13 protein-coding genes are annotated in these 16,638 nt (G+C 65.5%); 4 read left to right on the top strand and 9 right to left on the bottom strand.

The genetic code is table 11. The features are described 5' to 3' along the window. Positions 1 to 55: 55 nt before the first annotated feature. Both argA and argE read right to left on the bottom strand, forming a co-directional pair. Positions 56 to 1,354 (bottom strand): amino-acid N-acetyltransferase, encoded by a 1,299-nt coding sequence (gene argA, locus ACGLHT_RS01900; RefSeq protein WP_013974710.1) that lies wholly within the window; start codon positions 1,352 to 1,354, stop codon positions 56 to 58. 124 nt (positions 1,355 to 1,478) lie between these two features. Next, a complete protein-coding gene (argE, locus tag ACGLHT_RS01895) occupies positions 1,479 to 2,621 on the bottom strand; it encodes an acetylornithine deacetylase (RefSeq protein WP_274119819.1) in 1,143 nt (380 codons plus the stop codon). Between the two features lie 220 nt (positions 2,622 to 2,841). Here argE and ACGLHT_RS01890 point away from each other — a divergent pair, with 220 nt between their 5' ends. After that, positions 2,842 to 4,209: a CYTH domain-containing protein gene (locus ACGLHT_RS01890; RefSeq protein WP_003259352.1), complete on the top strand. Its 1,368-nt coding sequence runs from the start codon at positions 2,842 to 2,844 to the stop codon at positions 4,207 to 4,209. Positions 4,210 to 4,380: 171 nt separating this feature from the next. On the opposite strand, the gene ACGLHT_RS01885 is transcribed toward ACGLHT_RS01890, so the two are convergent. Continuing rightward, the gene (locus ACGLHT_RS01885; protein ID WP_015272225.1) at positions 4,381 to 4,851 is read right to left on the bottom strand and encodes an Lrp/AsnC family transcriptional regulator; all 471 of its coding nucleotides are present in this window, start codon (positions 4,849 to 4,851) and stop codon (positions 4,381 to 4,383) included. Between the two features lie 126 nt (positions 4,852 to 4,977). Here ACGLHT_RS01885 and ACGLHT_RS01880 point away from each other — a divergent pair, with 126 nt between their 5' ends. The 3 genes from ACGLHT_RS01880 (at position 4,978) to ACGLHT_RS01870 (ending at position 7,579) form a co-directional block, all read left to right on the top strand. After that, entirely contained in the window at positions 4,978 to 5,283 is a 306-nt protein-coding gene (locus ACGLHT_RS01880; RefSeq protein WP_003259353.1) for a hypothetical protein, read from the top strand. A gap of 206 nt (positions 5,284 to 5,489) precedes the next feature. Beyond that, positions 5,490 to 7,175, top strand: coding sequence for a GspE/PulE family protein (locus tag ACGLHT_RS01875; RefSeq protein ID WP_274078261.1), 1,686 nt, complete (start codon positions 5,490 to 5,492; stop codon positions 7,173 to 7,175). An 89-nt stretch (positions 7,176 to 7,264) separates the two neighbouring features. Then, positions 7,265 to 7,579, top strand: a complete 315-nt coding sequence (locus ACGLHT_RS01870) for a DUF2388 domain-containing protein (protein ID WP_003259356.1) — start codon at positions 7,265 to 7,267, stop codon at positions 7,577 to 7,579. 119 nt (positions 7,580 to 7,698) lie between these two features. Here the strand turns inward: ACGLHT_RS01870 and gcvP are convergent, their stop codons facing one another. The 6 genes from gcvP to ACGLHT_RS01840 form a co-directional block, all read right to left on the bottom strand. After that, entirely contained in the window at positions 7,699 to 10,572 is a 2,874-nt protein-coding gene (gene gcvP, locus ACGLHT_RS01865) for an aminomethyl-transferring glycine dehydrogenase (protein ID WP_274119818.1), read from the bottom strand. 194 nt (positions 10,573 to 10,766) lie between these two features. Continuing rightward, positions 10,767 to 11,150: a glycine cleavage system protein GcvH gene (gene gcvH, locus ACGLHT_RS01860; protein WP_274078263.1), complete on the bottom strand. Its 384-nt coding sequence runs from the start codon at positions 11,148 to 11,150 to the stop codon at positions 10,767 to 10,769. Positions 11,151 to 11,201: 51 nt separating this feature from the next. Further along, positions 11,202 to 12,284, bottom strand: coding sequence for a glycine cleavage system aminomethyltransferase GcvT (gcvT, locus tag ACGLHT_RS01855; protein ID WP_274078264.1), 1,083 nt, complete (start codon positions 12,282 to 12,284; stop codon positions 11,202 to 11,204). Positions 12,285 to 12,409: 125 nt separating this feature from the next. Then, positions 12,410 to 14,032 (bottom strand): iron ABC transporter permease, encoded by a 1,623-nt coding sequence (locus ACGLHT_RS01850; RefSeq protein WP_274119817.1) that lies wholly within the window; start codon positions 14,030 to 14,032, stop codon positions 12,410 to 12,412. 160 nt (positions 14,033 to 14,192) lie between these two features. Then, a complete protein-coding gene (locus tag ACGLHT_RS01845; RefSeq protein WP_274078265.1) occupies positions 14,193 to 15,194 on the bottom strand; it encodes an extracellular solute-binding protein in 1,002 nt (333 codons plus the stop codon). Positions 15,195 to 15,413: 219 nt separating this feature from the next. Further along, positions 15,414 to 16,631 (bottom strand): 2-octaprenyl-3-methyl-6-methoxy-1,4-benzoquinol hydroxylase, encoded by a 1,218-nt coding sequence (locus ACGLHT_RS01840; protein ID WP_274119816.1) that lies wholly within the window; start codon positions 16,629 to 16,631, stop codon positions 15,414 to 15,416. Positions 16,632 to 16,638: the final 7 nt, after the last annotated feature.

The following is a 16,638-nucleotide window of genomic DNA, read 5'->3' as shown; positions in this document are numbered from 1 at the left end:
GGTCCGGTGAAGATCCTGTGGGAGCGGGTTCACCCGCGAAGAGGCCGGTACAGGCTTACAGAGGCTTCTCGAAGATTTTCGAATTGCGCTGGTAGTTGTACAGCGAAGCCCGCGCCGCTGGCAGCCGCTCGACCCCGCTCGGCGCAAACCCGCGTTCGCGGAACCAGTGCGCAGTACGCGTCGTCAGCACGAACAGGGTGTTCAGCCCCAACTGCCGCGCCCGGCTTTCGATGCGCTCCAGCAACTCGTCGCCACGCCCGCCATGGCGGTACTCCGGGTTCACCGCCAGGCACGCCAGTTCGCCGGCATCGGAGTCGGCAATCGGGTACAACGCCGCACAGGCGATGATCATGCCCTCGCGCTCGACCACGCTGAACTGCTCGATCTCCCGCTCCAGCACCTCACGCGAACGGCGCACCAGGATGCCCTGCTCTTCCAGCGGGCTGATCAGTTCCAGCAAACCGCCCACGTCCTCGATGGTCGCCTCGCGCACCACTTCGAACTGCTCCTGCGACACCAGCGTGCCGCCACCGCCACGGGTGAACAGCTCGGTCAGCAAGGCGCCGTCCTCGGCATAGCTGACGATATGGCTGCGCGCCACGCCGCCTTTGCAGGCTTCGGCCGCGGCATCCAGCAATTCGCCCTGGTAATCGCTGCCCAGGCGCTGCAGATGCGGGGCAACCTGCTGCGGGCGCAACTCACGCACCAGCTTGCCATCGGCATCCAGCAGGCCCGGCTCGGCACCGAACAGCAGCAGCTTGTCGGCACCCAGTTCGATGGCGGCACGGGTGGCCACGTCTTCACAGGCCAGGTTGAAGATTTCACCCGTGGGCGAGTAGCCCAGCGGCGACAACAGCACGATGGAGCGCTCGTCGAGCAGGCGGCTGATGCCCTTGCGGTCGACCCGGCGCACTTCGCCAGTGTGGTGGTAGTCCACGCCTTCGAGCACGCCTATCGGCCGCGCAGTGACCAGGTTGCCGGACGCCACGCGCAGGCGCGAGCCCTGCATCGGAGAAGCGGCGATGTCCATCGACAGGCGTGCCTCGATGGCCAGGCGCAAGGCGCCGACGGCATCGATCACGCAATCCAGGGTGGCGGCATCGGTGATGCGCAGGCCACGGTGGTAGTGCGGGGTCAGGCCGCGATCAGCCAGGCGGCTTTCGATCTGCGGGCGCGAGCCATGCACCAGCACCAGGCGCACGCCCAGGCTGTGCAGCAGCACCAGGTCGTGGACGATGTTGCCGAAATTAGGGTGTTCCACCCCATCGCCAGGGAGCATGACCACAAAGGTGCAGTCGCGATGGGCATTGATATACGGGGAGGCATGACGCAGCCAGTTGACGTAGTCGGGCATGACAGGGCCTGTGGATAAGTGGACGGAGAACGGCGATACAGGGGGCGTTCAGGATCATCGTCGGAACAGGCTTGCGGTCACGCGCGGTCTCCTCTAGGCAGGAACGAAACAGTTCGGTTGACGTTTAGTCCAGGCAATAGTGCCGGATCAGGTCACGCAATAGACGCACGGTAGGCTCGATTCGTGACATTTCCAGGTATTCGCCGGGCTGGTGAGCACAGGCGATGTCGCCGGGGCCCAGCACGATGGTCTGGCAACCCAGTTGCTGAAGATAAGGCGCTTCGGTGCCGAACGCCACCGCTTCGGCGCGATGGCCGGTCAGGCGCTCCGCCACTTGCACCAGCTCGGCGTCGGCAGCCTGCTCGAATGGCGGCACCTCCGGGAACAGCGGCGCATAGTCGATGCGCACCTCAAAACGCTCTGCCACCGGCACCAGCTTGGAGCGGATGGCTGCGCGCAGTTGCTCCACGTCCATGCCTGGCAGCGGGCGCAGGTCGAATTCCAGGGCGCACTGACCGCAGATACGGTTGGGGTTGTCGCCGCCGTGGATGCAGCCGAAGTTCATGGTCGGGGTCGGTACGGTGAATTGCGGGTTGCGGTAGGTTTGCTGCCATTGCTGGCGCAGGCCCATCAACTCGCCCATCACCGCGTGCATGGCCTCCATGGCGCTGCGGCCAAGGCTTGGGTCCGACGAATGGCCGCTGCGCCCGAGGATGTCGATGCGGTCCATGAGGATGCCCTTGTGCATGCGGATCGGCCGCAGCCCGGTGGGCTCGCCGATCACCGCCGCACGGCCGAGTGGCTGGCCGGCCTCGGCCAGGGCGCGGGCACCGGACATGGAGCTTTCTTCGTCACAGGTAGCGAGGATCAGCAGCGGTTGCTTGAAATCGTGCTCCAGCAGCGGGATGACCGCCTCGATGATCAGGGCGAAGAAGCCCTTCATGTCGCAGCTGCCCAGGCCGACCCAGCGGCCATCGGTTTCGGTCAGCTTCAGCGGGTCGCTGGCCCACAGCTGTTCGTCATAGGGTACGGTGTCGCTGTGCCCCGCAAGCACCAGGCCACCCGGGCCGGTGCCACGGCTGGCCAGCAGGTTGAACTTGCCGGGGCTGACCTGCTGGATGTCGCACTTGAAACCCAGGTCACCCAGCCAGCCGGCCAGCAGGTCGATGACCTGGCGGTTGGACTGGTCCAGCGCAGGCTGGGTGCAACTGACCGAGGGCGCGGCGATCAGGGCGGCGAACTGGTCTTTCAGCGTCGGCAACGGCATGCGCGTACTCCTCGGAAGCGTTGCCCATCATAGCAATGCCGTCCAACCGTGTGGGCTTCTTCGCGGGCTTGCCCGCTCCCACAGGGACTGCACCGCCCTTGAAAGCGATGCTGTACCTGTGGGAGCGGGCAAGCCCGCGAAGAAGGCCACCACGATCCAACAGACGAGAGCCGACTCCTGTAGACTGCTGGGTAACCACGCCCCCTCCTTCGAGCCTGTGATGCACAAAGAAACCGAACTCAAGCTCCGCGCCAGCCGCGAGACCCTTGCCGCCCTGCGCGAGCACCCTCTGCTGAAAAAGCGCAACAAGTCCGGCTGGCAGACCCGCGAACTGCTCAACCAGTACTTCGACACCCCCGAGCGCGAGCTCTCCGCCGCCCGTGTCGCCCTGCGCCTGCGCCGCGATGGCGAGGCCATCATCCAGACCCTCAAGTGCCGCGGCACCAGCGTGGCCGGCCTGTCCGAGCGCAACGAGCACGAATGGCAGCTGGACAAGGTCAAGCTCGACCTGAAGAAGCTCGACGACAGCTGCTGGCCCGCGCAACTGGCCAACCTGGACAAAAAGACCATCAAACCGCTGTTCACCACCGACTTCAGCCGTGAATACGCCGAAATCGCCTGGGGCCGTGGCAAGAGCAAGGTGGTGATCGAGGCCGCGCTGGACCAGGGTTTCGTGATCGCCGGCAAGCGCAAGGAAGAAATCTGCGAGCTGGAACTGGAACTGCGTGAAGGCGAGCCGCAGGCACTGCTGGAACTGGCCGCCGAGCTGGCCGCCAGCCTGCCGCTGATGCCATGCGACATCAGCAAGGCCGAGCGTGGCTACCGCCTGCTGGAGCCGGACAGCTACGAGCTGGGCCTGCCGCACACCGAGCTGGAAGCCGAAATGGCCGTGGACGACGCCTACGCCGCACTGGCCTGGCAACTGCTGGGCAGCAGCCAGCGCCTGGCCGAGCAATACCGCCACAACGGCCACTGGCGCTTGCTGCAGGACTGGGTCGAGTGCCTGAGCGAGCTGCGTGCCATTACCGCCAGCCTGGGCCAGGCCGCGCCGCGCGCCACCACCCGCGACCTGCGCAGCAGCCTCGACGCCCTGCTCGAAGACTGGCGCCCGCTGGTGCAGGCCGGCAACGAAGACGAAGATATCCGCCGCGCCGCCCCCGAGCAGTTCGCCGAAGAGCTGGAGGACGTGCGCTGGGGCCAGTTCTCGCTGGAAACCTCGCGCTGGCTGCTGGCCCGTGCCTGGACCGTGGAGCGCAAAGGCCGTGGCGAGCGCCAAGGCAAGGCGCAGCTGGCAAGCTGGCTGGCGCACCTGCTGGGCGAAGAAGGCCGAGCGTTGAAGCTGCCGCTGTACACCCAGCGTCCGGAAGACCTGGCCGAGCAACTGCCGCGTATCGAACAGCTGCTGGCCTGGCTGCACCATGCCCGTCAGGTGCTGGAAGCGCCGCAGATGGACCGCCTGTATGGCGACCTGAAGAAGCTGCATGAGCTGGCTGAACAGCCGATCAGCGATGAAGTGCTGGAAGCGCGTATCGAACAGGCTCGGGCGGTGGATCAGAGCCGCGGCTGGAAGCACCTGCTCAAGGCGTGAGCCCTTCTGAAGGCTGACGCAGCCTTTGTAGGAGCGGCCTTGTGTCGCGAAAGGGCCGCACAGCGGCCCCGGCAATATCTGCTTGGTGCACAAAGCCTGGGGGCGCTTCGCGCCCCTTTCGCGACACAAGGCCGCTCCTACAGGGACCGCGTCAGCGGGTCTGAAACGGTCTTACCGCGACAGTGGCAGGCTGGTGGTGGACTTGATCTCCGACAGCGCCACGATCGAGTTCACTTCCTGTATCCCCGGCACGTTCGACAGCTTTTCGAAGAAGAACCGTTCATAAGCCTCGATATCCGGGGTGACTATGCGCAACAGAAAGTCCACCGACCCCATCAGCACATAACACTCCAGCACCTCCGGAAACCCGCGGATTGCGTCGGTGAATTCGGTGAAGTTGGAGCGCCCGTGGGCGTTCAGTTTCACCTCGGCGAATATCTGCGTGTTCAGGCCGACCTTCTTGCGGTCCAGCAAGGTCACCTGCCCGCGAATCACCCCCTCCTCCTTCAACCGCTGTATACGCCGCCAGCACGGCGATTGCGACAGCCCCACGCGTTCGGCGATCTGCGCACTGGACAGCGAAGCGTCCTCCTGCAGCAGTTCGAGGATACGGCGGTCGTAGGCGTCCAGCTCGCTGTGCATCAATAATTCTCCTGAACAGCACTTCATGAATAGAACAATTCGCCAATACAGCGAAATGATCAAATCATAGCGAAAAAATACCGCCGCCAACGTGCAAGAATTTCTCCCACATTTGCGGAGACCAGCATGAACGCACAGCCCCGTACCGACGCCTGGGCCGCCAGCAGCGCCCACAGCACCGTGCACTATCGCCTGCAGGCCGAGGCCGAGCCTGACAGCCTGTGCCGGGTGCTCAACCTGTTTGCCCTGCAGTTCCTGACCCCGCACAGCGTGCAGGTCAGCCAGCAGGATGACTGGCTGGATATCGAGGTCGGCATCGGCGGCCTGAGCTGGCACCGGGCCGAGGTGATTGCGCAGAAACTGCGTAACCTGGTGTGTGTGGGTGAGGTGAGCCTGAGCAACCTGCAGCGGGTGGAGCTGGCGGTGGTCTGAGCCATCCACTTTGGCCCCTTCGCGGGCTCGCCCGCTCCCACAGGATTACCACCGGCCTCAGCCCTGTGGTGTACCCGTGGGAGCGGGCGAGCCCGCGAAGAGGCCAGTACAGGCACTGCAAGATTCCGCAACCTTTCACCCTCGGTAATTCTCCCTCGCCCGGCTAGCCTTGATCAGCACTCCCCTATCAGGCACGGACGCCAACCATGCACACACCCGACAACCCGGCACTCGACCTCAAGCGCGTACTCCAGGCCCTGCTCGCCGACCAGCACCTGCACGCCAACGACACCCTGCAGGTACTCGAGCACGCCGCCACTCACCCCACCGCCCACCCGCTGGAACAGATCGCCGCCTGCGCCTTGGAAGACCGTCGACACCCTGGCCAGCCCCTGGACCTGGACCGCCTCTGCCAATGGCTGGCCAGCAAGCTCGGCCAGCCCTACCTGCGCATCGACCCGCTGCAACTGGACCTGCCCCAGGTCACCGGCCTGATATCCCCGGCCTTCGCCCAGCGCCACGGCATCCTTATCGTCGCCGCCGACGCCTCCAGCGTCACCGTCGCCAGCGCCCAGCCCTACCAGGACGACTGGCTGGCCGACCTCACCCGCAGCCTGGGCCGGCCGATCCGTCGCGTGCTGGCCAACCCGCAGCAGGTCCGCCAGGCAGGGCAGTCGTTCCACCGCCTGGCCCAATCGGTAAAGGGCGCGCAACACCAGCAGTCAGCCAGCCTGGGCGAACTCGAACAGCTGCTGGAGCTGGGCAAGCGCCAGGCCGAGGCCAGTGCGGACGACGCGCACATCGTGCATATCGTCGACTGGCTGCTGCAGTACGCCATCGAGCAACGCGCCAGCGATATCCACCTGGAACCACGCCGCGAGCAGGGCCAGCTGCGATACCGCATCGACGGCCTGCTGCACAACGTCTATGCCTTCCCCGCCGGGGTGACCCTGGCGCTGGTCAGCCGCCTGAAACACCTGGGGCGCATGGACGTCGCGGAAAAGCGCCGGCCGCAGGATGGCCGGCTGCAAAGCCGCCTGCCTGGCGGCGGCGAGGTGGAACTGCGGCTGTCGACCTTGCCGACCCCGTTCGGCGAAAAACTGGTGCTGCGCCTGTTCGACCCGCAACAGCTGCAAGAAGGCTTCGACCGGCTGGGCCTGGATGGGCCACAGCTGGACCAGTGGCAAGGCCTGCTGCGCCAGCGCCAGGGCATCATCCTGGTCACTGGCCCCACCGGGTCCGGCAAGACCAGCACGCTGTACGCCAGCCTCAAGCTGCTGGCCACGCCGCAGGTCAACCTGTGCACCATCGAGGACCCGATCGAGCGCCTGGATCCCACCTTCAACCAGTTGCAGGTGCAGCCCGCCCTGGACCTGGGTTTCGCCAACGGTGTGCGGGCCATGCTGCGCCAGGACCCGGACATCATCATGATCGGCGAAATCCGTGACCGCGAGACCGCCCTGGTGGCGGTGCAGGCGGCCCTGACCGGGCACCTGGTGCTGTCGACCCTGCATACCAACGACGCCTGTAGCGCGATCACCCGCCTGCAGGAGCTGGGTGTGGCCGACTACCTGATCAAGGCAACGCTGGTGGGGGTAATGGCCCAGCGGTTGGTGCGCACACTGTGCGCGGATTGCCGGGGTGGTGCAGCGCTGGCCGAAGGCCAGCCGTGCCGTACCTGTCGTGGCACGGGGTTCCATGGCCGCACAGGGTTGTTCGAGCTGCTGGTGCCCAGCGACAGCCTGCGCGCCCTGATAGGGCCGGGCAGCGATCTGGCCAGTTTGCGGCGCCAGGCCGTGGCCGATGGCTTGCTCGATCTGCGCCGCTGCGGCGAAGCCAAGGTAGCCTGCGGGCAGACCCGCCAAGAGGAAGTGCTACGGGCCTGTTCCTGAGCAAAAATCCTTTGTATTCAAGGAACTTGCACCCCTGTGGCAGGATCAAATCGCGCATCTTCAACCCTCACCCTTCGAGGTGTTTCAACATGCGTTTCAAAACCGCCATCGCTGCCGCTGCCTTGCTTTCGCTGCCTATCGGCTCGGCCATGGCCGATACCTTCTGGCGTAACGTGATGACTACCGGTGCTACCACGGCATCGAGCTACCTGACTTCCGGGGATCACAAGCTGGTGATGGCGGCGCAGGATGACGCCGGCAGCTTCGTGGCCAGCGAAGGCGCGATCCGCGGGCCGTTCCTTGAAGCGGCGATTCGCCAGGCCCGCGCGGAAAACCCGGGGATGCAGGCTTCTGACATGGAACTGGCCAATGCCATCCTGGCCAAGAATGCGGTAGCCGAGTAACCGCATCGCCTGCTTCGCGGGTGAACCCGCTCCCACAGGTACTGCACAGTATTCAAAACTTGTACAAGCCCTGTGGGAGCGGGTTTACCCGCGAAGAGGCCGGCACAGGCAAACCACAATTAGCGATACACCTCCACCGGCACACAAGCACAGAACAGATTCCTGTCCCCATACACGTTGTCGACCCGGTTCACCGCTGGCCAGTACTTGTGCTGGCGCACGTGAGCACTGGGCGCCACCGCCTGTTCCAGGCTGTAGGGCCTGTCCCACACCGCCAGCACATCGGCCAGGGTATGCGGCGCATGCTTGAGCGGGTTGTTCTCCGCCGGCCAGTTGCCCTCCTGCACTTCGCCAATTTCCGCCCGAATCGCCAACATCGCCTCGACGAAGCGGTCCAGTTCGGCCTTCGACTCACTCTCGGTCGGCTCGACCATCAGCGTGCCCGGCACCGGGAACGACATGGTCGGCGCGTGGAAGCCATAGTCCATCAGGCGCTTGGCCACGTCCTCTTCGCTGATGCCGGTCAGCGCCTTCAGCGGCCGCAGGTCGAGGATGCACTCATGCGCCACCCGCTGGTTGCGCCCGCGGTAGAGCACCGGGAAGGCGCCACCCAGCTGGCTGGCCAGGTAATTGGCGGAGAGGATCGCCACCTCGCTGGCATCGGCCAGCTGCGGGCCCATCATGGCTATGTACATCCAGCTGATCGGCAGGATGCTCGCACTGCCCCAGGGCGCGGCACTGACCGCGCTGTTGTTCGGGTCCAGGCCGGGTACCGGCACCACCGGGTGGCTGGCGACGAACGGCTTGAGGTGCGCGCGAATGCCGATCGGGCCCATGCCCGGCCCGCCACCACCGTGGGGGATGCAGAAGGTCTTGTGCAGGTTCATGTGTGAAACGTCGGCGCCGATATCCGCCGGCCGCGCCAGGCCCACCTGGGCATTGAGGTTGGCGCCATCCATGTACACCTGGCCACCGTGCTGGTGGACCACTTCGCAGATTTCGCGAATCCCCTCTTCATACACGCCGTGGGTCGACGGGTAAGTGATCATCAGGCACGACAACCGATCCCCGGCCGAGTGGGCCTTGGCCTTGAGGTCGGCCAGGTCGACGTTGCCATCGTCGTCGCAATCGACGATCACCACCTCCATGCCGGCCATTTGCGCCGACGCCGGGTTGGTGCCGTGGGCCGACGACGGGATCAGGCACAGCGTGCGTTGCGGCTGGTGGCGGCTGCGGTGGTAGCGGGTAATGGCCATCAGGCCGGCGTACTCGCCCTGGGCACCGGAGTTGGGCTGCATGCAGATAGCATCGAAGCCGGTAATGGCGCACAGCCAGCTTTCCAGTTCTTCGATCATCGCCTTGTAGCCGGTTGCCTGGGCCGCCGGGGCAAACGGATGCAGCTGGGCAAAGCCAGGCCAGGTGATGGGGATCATCTCGCTGGTGGCGTTGAGCTTCATGGTGCACGAACCCAGCGGGATCATCGACTGGTTCAGCGCCAGGTCCTTGTTCTCGAGCTGCTTGAGGTAGCGCAGCATCTCGGTTTCGCTGTGGTGCAGGTTGAACACCGGGTGGGCGAGGAACGGCGTGCGCCGCACCAGGCTGGCGGGGATGCCTTCGGGCAGGGCCAGCTGGTCGAGTGCGGCTATATCCAGGCCGTGGTCCACCCCCAGGAAGATGTCGAACAGGCGCAGCACCGTCTGCTCCGAGCAGGTCTCGTCCAGGCTCACGCCCAGGTGCCCGCGGCCGAGGATGCGCAAGTTGATCTGCGCGGCTTCGGCGCTTTCGATGATGGCCGCCTGGGCACCGCCGACGTCCAGGGTGAGGGTGTCGAAGAAGTGCTGGTTGAGGCGCTTGATGCCCTTGGCCTCGAGGCCGGCGGCCAGGATGAAGGTCAGCCGGTGCACGCGCTGGGCAATGCGCTGCAGGCCTTCCGGGCCGTGGTACACCGCGTAGAAGCCGGCAATGTTGGCTAGCAGCACCTGGGCCGTGCAGATGTTGGAGTTGGCCTTCTCGCGGCGGATATGCTGCTCGCGGGTCTGCAGGGCCATGCGCAACGCGGTGTTGCCACGGGCATCGCGCGACACGCCGATGATGCGCCCCGGCATGGCTCGCTTGTAGTCATCGCGGCAGGCGAAATAGGCCGCGTGGGGGCCGCCATAGCCCATCGGTACGCCAAAGCGCTGGGTCGAGCCCAGCACCACATCGGCTCCCAGCTCCCCGGGCGGTGCCAGCACCACCAGGCTGAGCAGGTCGGCGGCTACGCAGGCCAAGGCATGCTGGCTGTGCAAATGGTCGATTTGCGGGCGCAGGTCGCGCACCTCGCCGTGGGTATCCGGGTACTGCAGCAAGGCCCCGAAAACCGCGTGTTTGCCAAGGTTATCCACAGAGTCGACGATCAGCTCGAAGCCGAAGCCCTCGGCACGGGTCTTGAGTACCGACAGGGTCTGCGGGTGACAGTGCTCGTCGGCGAAGAAGGCATTGCTCTTGTTGCGCGCCACCCGCTTGGCCAGGGCCATGGCCTCGGCGGCGGCGGTGGCTTCGTCGAGCAGCGAGGCATTGGCCAGGGCCAGCCCGGTGAGGTCGATGACCATCTGCTGGAAGTTCAGCAGCGCCTCCAGCCGGCCTTGGGCAATCTCGGGCTGATAAGGCGTGTAGGCGGTGTACCAGCCCGGGTTTTCCAGCACGTTGCGCAGGATGACCGTGGGGGTGATGGTGCCGTGGTAGCCCATGCCGATCAGGCTGGTCCAGACCTGGTTCTGCCCGGCGTAACCGGCGAGCTTGGCCAGGGCGGCCTGTTCGTCCAGTGCCGGCGGCAGGTCGAGGGGGCGATTGAGGCGAATGTCTGGTGGTACGGTCTGCTCGATCAGCTCACTGCGGCTGGCGACACCCAGCGCATTGAGCATGGCCTGCTGCTCCGTGGCATCCGGGCCCAGGTGGCGACGCAGGAATGGGTTGAGCTCTTGCAGTTGATGCAGGGATGGCGACTGGGACATGACGACGCTCTCTTCCTGGAACAGCTCTCATGGAGACTTACAAGTCTAGGAAGGGATTGCCGATTCTGCGGGGAAAGTTGCTTGCAGGCCCGGCCTCTTCGCGGCTAAAGCCGCTCCCACAGGGACCGCACAGGTATCAGACGCTGTGCAGTCCCTGTGGGAGCGGCTTTAGCCGTGAAGAAGGCAACGCGGTCTTACTCGCCGATAGCGGCTGCGTAACCAGCAGCATCCAGCAGCTTGTCCAGCTCGGCCGGGTTGCTTGGCTTCAGCTTGAAGATCCACGACTCGTAAGGTTCTTCGTTGAGCAGCTCAGGGCTGTCAGCCAGCTCTTCGTTGACCGCGATCACTTCGCCACCGACCGGGGCATAGATGTCCGAAGCGGCCTTGACCGACTCGACCACACCGGCCGCGTCGCCAGCGGCGAATACCTTGCCGACTTCAGCCAGCTCGACGAACACCACGTCACCCAGGGCTTCCTGGGCGTGGTCGCTGATACCCACGGTCACGGTGCCGTCGGCTTCCAGGCGAGCCCACTCGTGGCTTTCGGCAAAACGCAGGTCGGCGGGGATATTGCTCATGTCTTGAATTCCTCGATTGGCTCAGCGGTACGCCCGCCGGTTAAAAATTGTTCAGATCAGGATCTTGCCGTGGCGCACGAAGGTCGGTTTGACCACCCGCACCGGGTACCACTTGCCGCGGATTTCCACCTCGGCCCGGTCGCCGGTGGCCATGGGCACGCGTGCAAGGGCAATGGACTTGCTCAGCGTAGGCGAGAAACTACCACTGGTGATCTCCCCTTCGCCAATCCCGGCTACACGCACCACCTGGTGGGCACGCAGCACGCCGCGCTCTTCCAGCACCAGGCCGACCAGTTTTTCCTGCACGCCGTGCTCGATTTCTGCCAGCAGCCCGGCGCGGCCGATGAAATCGCGCTCGGCCGGCTCCCAGGCGATGCTCCAGCCCAGGTTGGAGGTAAGCGGTGTGTGGGTTTCGTCGATGTCCTGGCCGTACAGGTTCATGCCGGCTTCCAGGCGCAGGGTATCGCGGGCACCAAGGCCGCTGGGGGCGATGCCGGCACCGACCAGGTCGTTGAAGAAGGCCACGGCCTGCTCGCCGGGGAGGATGATCTCCAGGCCGTCTTCACCGGTATAACCGGTGCGGGCAATGAACCAGTCGCCTTCGGCAAAGCCTTCGAAATGACGCAGTTCGCGGATCAGCGCCGCACGCGAGGGGCTGAGCAGGGCTGCAACCTTATCTCGGGCATGCGGCCCCTGGATGGCGAGGATGGCAAGGTCGGGACGGGGCTGGAAGTTCACGGCGAAACCGGCCCGCTGCTGCTCTAGCCATTCGAGCACTTTGGCTCGGGTGGCGGCATTGGTGACCAGGCGGTAGCCGTTTTCCATGCGGTAGACGAGCAAGTCGTCGATTACCCCACCCTGCTCGTGGAGCAGCGGGCTGTACAGTGCCTTGCCGACGTCGTCGAGGCGGGCCACGTCGTTGGCCAGCAAACGCTGCAGCCATACGCAGGCATCGTTGCCATCGACGTCGATCACGGTCATGTGGGAAACATCGAACACCCCGCAATCGCTGCGCACCTGATGGTGCTCCTCGACCTGCGAGCCATAGTGCAGGGGCATGTCCCAGCCACCGAAATCGACCGTCTTGGCGCCAAGCGCCAGGTGCAGGTCATACAAAAGCGTGCGCTGTCCCATGGGTTTCTCCTTCCGGGCGTGGCGAAGCGGCGGCGGTCGATGACGTCGGGTCGTCAGCTCTTCTTGTGTAGGACCCGCCGCGCGAATGCCGCGCATTGTAGCCGCAAGGGCGCGGGCTGGCACCCTCAGTAACTGTGACCGGGTCGACGTGCCGAACGGCGGATCAGGCCGATGACCGGCAGCAGGCCCACCAGCACCAGGGTCAGTGCCGGCAACGATGCACGCGCCCACTCGCCCTCGCTGGTCATCTCGAACACCCTCACCGCCAAGGTGTCCCAGCCGAACGGGCGCATCAGCAAGGTGGCCGGCATTTCCTTGAGCACGTCGACGAAAACCAGCAGGGCGGCGCTGAGCGCGCCAGGCACCAGCAGCGGCAGATACACCTTGAAAAACAGTCCCGCGCCACCGACGCCCAGGCTGCGGGATGCCTCGGGCAGTGACGGGCGGATCCGCTCCAGGCTGCTCTCCAGCGGCCCGTAGGCCACCGCGATGAAGCGCACCAGGTAGGCCAGCAGCAATGCGGCCAGGCTGCCCAGCAGCAGCGGCTTGCCGGCACCGCCCAGCCAGCTGGACAGCGGGATGACCAGGTGGTTGTCGAGGTAACTGAAGGCCAGCATGATCGACACCGCCAGCACCGAGCCGGGCAAGGCATAGCCCAGGTTGGCCAGGCCTACCCCGGCGCGGATACCGCCCGTCGGCGCCTGGCGCCGGGCAAAGGCCAGCAGCAACGCCACGCACACCGTGACCAGCGCCGCCATGCCGCCCAGGTACAGGGTGTGCAGCACCAGGCCGACATAGCGCTCGTCCAGGTCATGCCGGCCGCGCTGCCAGAACCACGCCAGCAGTTGCAGCAGCGGGATGACGAAGGCGCAGGCGAACACCAGCAGGCACCAGCCACTGGCCAGCAACGCCTTGAACCCGCGCAGGTGATACAGCGCCTGCCCGCGCGGCCGCTCGTTGCCGCTGCGGCTGGCCCCCCTGGCACGGCGCTCGCCATACAGCACCAGCATCACCGCCAGCAGCAACAGGCTGGCCAGCTGGGCCGCGCTGGACAGGCTGAAGAAGCCGTACCAGGTCTTGTAGATGGCCGTGGTGAAGGTGTCGAAGTTGAACACCGCCACCGCGCCGAAGTCGGCCAGGGTTTCCATCAGGGCCAGGGCAATACCGGCGCCGATCGCGGGCCGTGCCATGGGCAGGGCCACACGCCAGAACGCTTGCAACGGGGACAACCCCAGCACCCGCGCCGCTTCCATCAGGCCCTTGCCCTGGGCCAGGAATGCGCTGCGCGCCAGCAGGTAGACATAGGGGTAGAACACCAGCACCAGGACGACGATCACCCCGCCGGTGGAACGCACCCGCGGCAGGCGCATCGGCCCGAACACCTCGCGCAGGGCACTCTGCACCGGGCCGGCGAAGTCCAGCAGGCCGACGAAGACGAACGCCAGCACATAGGCCGGGATGGCGAATGGTAGCATCAGCGCCCAGTCCAGCCAGCGCCGGCCAGGGAACTCGCAGAGGCTGGTCAGCCAGGCCAGGCTGACGCCCAGCACGGTGACGCCGATGCCCACACCCACCACCAGCGTCAGGGTATTGCCCAGCAGGCGAGTCATCTGGGTGTCGAGCAGGTGCGACCAGATCTGCAGGTCGATCGACTGCCAGGACAACAGCAGGACGCTCAGGGGCAGGAGCACCAGGGCGGCGACCAGGGTGACCGGGAGGTACCAGCGGCGTTGGGGGGTGTGGGGCAAGGCTTGATTCTCGATTGCGATGGCGACCGCTGCGCGGTCGTTCGCGGGTGAACCCGCTCCCACAGGATCTGCACTGCCTTTGAGGGTTGTGCGGTCCCTGTGGGAGCGGGCATGCCCGCGAAGAGGCCCTGAAAGGCCCCGGAAGGATAAAGCCTGGCGCTTAGTTCCAGCCAGCCCGATCCATCAAGCGAATCGCTTCAGCCTGGCGCTTGCCGGCGATTTCCACCGGAATGCTGTCAGCCTTGAAGCTGCCCCACGCTGCCACTTCTTCCGATGGCTTGACCTTCGGGTTGGCCGGGAACTCCTGGTTGATGTCGGCGAACAGCTTCTGCGCCTCTTCACCTGTCATCCATTCCACCAGCTTCTTCGCCGCCTCCGGGTGTGGCGCATGCTTGGTCAGGCCGATGCCCGACAGGTTCACGTGCACGCCACGGTCACCCTGGTTGGGCCAGAAGATCTTCACCGGCAGTTTCGGGTTCTGGTTGTGCAGGCGGCCGTAGTAATAGGTGTTGACCACGCCCACGTCGCACTGGCCGGCCTCGATGGCCTGGATCACTGCGTTGTCGTCGGAGAACACGTCGGTGGACAGGTTGTTGACCCAGCCTTTGACGATCTGCTCGGTCTTCGCCTCGCCGTGGGTCTCGATCAGGGTGGCGGTCAGCGACTGGTTGTACACCTTCTTCGCCGTGCGCAGGCACAGGCGGCCTTCCCACTGCTTGTCGGCCAGGGCTTCGTAGGTGCTCAGCTCCTGTGGCTTGACCCGCTCGGTGGAGTAGATGATGGTGCGGGCGCGCAGGCTCAGGCCGGTCCAGTCGTGAGACGAGGCGCGGTACTGCGGCGGGATGTTCTGGTCGATGATGTCGGACTTGATCGGCTGCAGGATGCCCATCTGCTCGGCCTGCCACAGGTTGCCGGCATCGACGGTCAGCAGCAGGTCGGCCACGCCGTTTTCGCCCTCGGCCTTGATGCGCTGCATCAGCGGGGCTTCCTTGTCGGTGATGAACTTGATCTTGACCCCGGTCTTGGCGGTATAGGCATCGAACACCGGCTTGATCAGCTCGTCGATGCGCGAGGAGTACACCACCACTTCGTCCGCTGCGTGGGCGGTGCCGCCGAACAGGGTCAGGGCCAGGGCGGCCAGTAGGGGCTTGCGTGGCAACATGGAAAGCACTCCTCGGATCGTATGAGAGGCGCAAATGGTAGTGAATCCCATTTTCCGACTCATCTACATAGGCGTTACCGGATGTTGCAGAACTTGCGCCGCCTTTGTAGGAGCAGCCTTGTGCTGCGAAAGGGCCGGCAGCCCAATCTAAATGATTGGCTGGCTTCACGGGCCTCTTCGCAGCACAAGGCTGCTCCTACAACTGATCGTGCAAGATCTTCAGGCTTTGGCGAGATCGGGCAGGTCACCGCTCAAACCCAGCGCCTGCCGCACGAACAGCGCCTTGGCCTCCGGCATCTGTTCCACCAGCTTCAACCCGCTGTTACGCAACCAGCGCAACGGCAACGGGTTGGCCTGGAACAACCGCTCGAACCCTTCCATCGCCGCCATCAGCGCCAGGTTGTGCGGCATTCGCCGCCGCTCGTAACGGCTCAGCACCTTCACATCCGCCAGCCGCTCGCCACGCTCGCAGGCGTTGACCAGCACCTCGGCCAGCACCGCAGCATCGAGGAAGCCTAGGTTCACGCCCTGCCCGGCCAGCGGGTGAATGGTGTGCGCGGCATCGCCGATCAATGCCAGGCCTTCATCCACATAGCGCTTGGCGTGGCGCTGGCGCAGCGGCACGCACACCCGCGGGTCGGCCTGCAGCACATCACCCAGGCGCCCCTCGAAAGCCCGCTCCAGGGCCTTCAGGAAGGCCGCTTCATCCAGCGCCATCAATTGCTCGGCATGCTCCGGGGTGGTCGACCACACGATCGAGCACCAGTCCTGCTGGCCATCGCGGGTCAGCGGCAGGAACGCCAGTGGCCCTTCATCGGTGAAGCGCTGCCAGGCCGTGGCCTGGTGCCCGGCGCTGCAACGCACGCTGGTGACGATGGCATGGTGCAGGTAATCCCACTCGCGGGTTTCGCAGCCGGCCAGGCGCCGCACTGCCGAGTTGGCACCGTCGGCCGCGATCACCAGCGGCGCACGCAGCTGGCGGCCATCGGCGAGAGTCAGCAGCCACTCGTCGCCGGAGCGGCGCAGCTGTTCGAGCCGCGCATTGGGCAGCAGGCCGATGTCGCTGTCATGCAGGCGCTCCAGCAGGCCATCCTGCACCACCCGGTTCTCGACGATGTGGCCGAGCACCTGGGCATGCACGCTGGCAGCCGAGAAGTGAATCTGCCCGGTGCCGCTGCCATCCCACACATGCATGTCCGAGTATGGCGTGGCACGCCGCTTGGCAATGCCATCCCAGGCGCCAAGGCGCTCGAGGATGCGCTGGCTGGCTGCCGACAGCGCGCTGACACGCGGCTCGAACGGGGCCTGGGCATCGAACGGCTTGACCGTCAGCGGGCCGCCGTCGAGCAAGAGGATTTGCAAGCCACTGTGGCGCAACGCCAGGGCCAGGGCGCTGCCGACCATACCGGCACCGACAATCAACAGATCTGCGCGCATTTCCATG

Origin of the sequence: Pseudomonas sp. PsB, assembly GCF_043658375.1 — a bacterium.
Taxonomy (GTDB): Bacteria; Pseudomonadota; Gammaproteobacteria; order Pseudomonadales; family Pseudomonadaceae; genus Aquipseudomonas; species Aquipseudomonas putida_Z.
The sequence above is the reverse complement of the archived record's forward strand: the minus strand, read 5'-3'. Positions and strand labels throughout refer to the sequence as shown.